At 31.3% G+C, this 2,555-nt stretch carries 3 protein-coding genes; all 3 read right to left on the reverse strand.

The genetic code is table 11. The annotated features are described in order from the left end of the window. Window positions 1-228: 228 nt before the first annotated feature. The 3 genes from BUB82_RS11520 to BUB82_RS11530 all read right to left on the reverse strand — a co-directional run bounded on the left by BUB82_RS11520 (window position 229) and on the right by BUB82_RS11530 (window position 2,160). On the reverse strand, window positions 229-717 hold the full coding sequence (locus tag BUB82_RS11520) for a hypothetical protein (RefSeq protein ID WP_073193774.1): 489 nt from the start codon (window positions 715-717) through the stop codon (window positions 229-231). Window positions 718-867: 150 nt separating this feature from the next. After that, window positions 868-1,407: a hypothetical protein gene (locus BUB82_RS11525; protein WP_073193775.1), complete on the reverse strand. Its 540-nt coding sequence runs from the start codon at window positions 1,405-1,407 to the stop codon at window positions 868-870. Window positions 1,408-1,545: 138 nt separating this feature from the next. Then, window positions 1,546-2,160, reverse strand: a complete 615-nt coding sequence (locus tag BUB82_RS11530) for a hypothetical protein (RefSeq protein WP_073193776.1) — start codon at window positions 2,158-2,160, stop codon at window positions 1,546-1,548. Window positions 2,161-2,555: the final 395 nt, after the last annotated feature.

The raw sequence follows: 2,555 nt of genomic DNA on the forward strand, positions 1-2,555 counted from the left end.
TTCTCAGTTTTTTGGTCAGTCAAAATTAATTTTTTTACTAACTTTTCTAGCTTTTTAGTTGTATGAATTGTCGTTCGCATAAATGGTGTACAACGTGTTTGTGTATGGTTAGTTGCGTGGTTAAGCAACTAAGTTAACAAACAAATCACAAATAGAAAATTCCAGCGGAATTTTCGTAAGTCGGCAGTGACCAAGCAATTAATTATACACGGTGTTACCCAACGTTTTTTATTCATATCCGTGTTTCTTTTTCCAGTCAGATATATCAATTTTTTCAATTTCTTCGAGGCGTTTTTGTTCATAGCTATGAAAGGATGTGTAAATAAATATGAACCAAGAAATGAAACCTAAAGTCAGAATTATAATTCGTTGCTTAAATTTCAAATAATAATTCTCTTTTCTTAAAGTAAATACATCATCATACCATCGAAAGAATTTTAAAGGTCCGATTATGAAAATTAAAATCATTTCCCACGTTGAATAACTTTCGGTTTTATTTTTTTCTAACCTATCTGCTTCATTTTTGAAGTATTCATCAGCTTCTTTTTTCCATTTTTCAATTACTTCATTCTGTTCTTTTTGGGTTACATTACGCCTTATCAATTCTTTTTTTGCTTGATTAATTGCATCTAATTTCCAATGTTCAGTTGAGGAATGAGCAATTTCAATTAGCTCTTCCGTTTCTCTTTCTGAAATTGGTGGATTGAATTCAGTCATCAAATGTTGGGTAACGGTCTCGTATAACCGTCAGTTACGGGTTAAAGCACGCAAATTTTTCGGTTTAGCACATGCGTTAGCAATTCCGAGTGGATTCGGACGTAGTCGAATCCGCCGTAATTGCGGTTATACATTGTTGGCAAATCGTTTTTATTCCTTTTCAATTTCGATTATTTCAATTTCCTCTTCCTCAAGGTTATCCAAATCCAGAGTCGGAATTATTTTCTCATCTTGGGTTCTTAAGTCAGGACAACTTTTTATTTCAGCTCTTTTTTTAAATTCAGATAATGTTTTCTTTTTCCACGATTCCAAATTTAAAGAATCAATTTTATCGTAATCAAATTCTGCCTTGTTCAATTCATATTTGTCATATCCCCAAGTACTCATTAAAATGACTTTCTCTGATGACTTTTTTAAAGTTACCAGAGTATCATTGTCTTGAAGTATTTTCGTCCCGTTTTTAAGTTGATAGGAAATTAATTTGTCGTCTAGTACTTTATTTCCAAAAATGATTATTTCATTTGGTCTATGCGATGTCAAAATGAGCATGTACTGCTCAGTTATTTTGTATTCAATATAGCTACCATCTTTATTACATCTATTCCAAGTTCCAAGTGCAACATGTTTTTCGCTATTTGGTTTGCAACTTAAAACTACAAAAAGTATCAATAAATATTGTAGGTATTTCATTCTTTAAATGTTTGCCAACGTGTTTGTGTATGATTTCGTTGCGTGTTTAAGCAACTAATTTAGCAAATACAAACCGAATAGAAAATCCGCGAGGATTTTCGTAAGTAAGCTCTAACTAGCAATGAATTATACACGGTGTTAGCAGCTGTTTTTTATTTTCGGTTCATAATTATTCGGGATAAAAACTTCATTTTCCGATTTCTCAATTAGAATTCCTAATAAAGTTTGAATTTCGTCAGTTTTATATTCGGTTGTCTTTATTGAGATTTCAGATTTTGATTTGAAATCAAGTTTTAAATTTTTACTAAATCGGTCAAATCGGATTTGAGTGAGTTCGGTCAGATTTCTTTTTTGAGTCCAACGCTTGTTTAAAATCAATTCATTGTCTTTTATAAAAAGTGTAAATGGTTTTTTCTTTTTATAAATTAACCACATAATTAAATCGGTTATCGGAAATGTCCAAAATATAAAAATCAGAAAAAGAATATTTCTATAATTATCATTTCCAAACCATAATAATAAAGTCCAAGCAATAGCATTAATAAACTCAAATATTCCGAATACTTTTCGCTGACTTCGCATTTTAAAGTCAGATTCATAGTTTTTATTCATAACGGAATATTCCCATAAAATAGTTGTCATTAAAATTGAAACTACCAACGCAATATTCAGAGCAAGAGGAAATTCAGTTTCCATTACTTGTCCGTAAGTCAAGATGATAATAAGTAATATTAATGTTATGAAATATTTCATTAGTTGATTGTTGGCTTAAATTGCTGCTAACGGTCTTGGCTATGATGTCGTTGCGGAATCATTCGCAGAATTATTCCGCTGATAAACGAAAATACAATTAAAACTGGAATTTTCAACAGAAAATTCCAACCCGCAATGCATTATAGCCGTTGTTGCACACTGACACGACACGTTCTGCTTGGTACGAAGCGCTTTTCACGTTTCCAATTTTTTTCGCTCAGCTATTGAATTCAGTCGAGTAGAGCAGAAGTTGTTCTATATAAATCTAAATTTTTAAATTCTGTTTTCAAGAGTAAAATTATCTGTTTTCAAACGTGCTAAAATTCCGTTGTCTTGTTTTTCCAATTTTCTATTTTGTTTTTCACGCAACGATTGTCAGAAGTCAAATTATTCCT

It is taken from the genome of Psychroflexus salarius, from assembly GCF_900129035.1.
GTDB lineage: Bacteria > Bacteroidota > Bacteroidia > Flavobacteriales > Flavobacteriaceae > Psychroflexus > Psychroflexus salarius.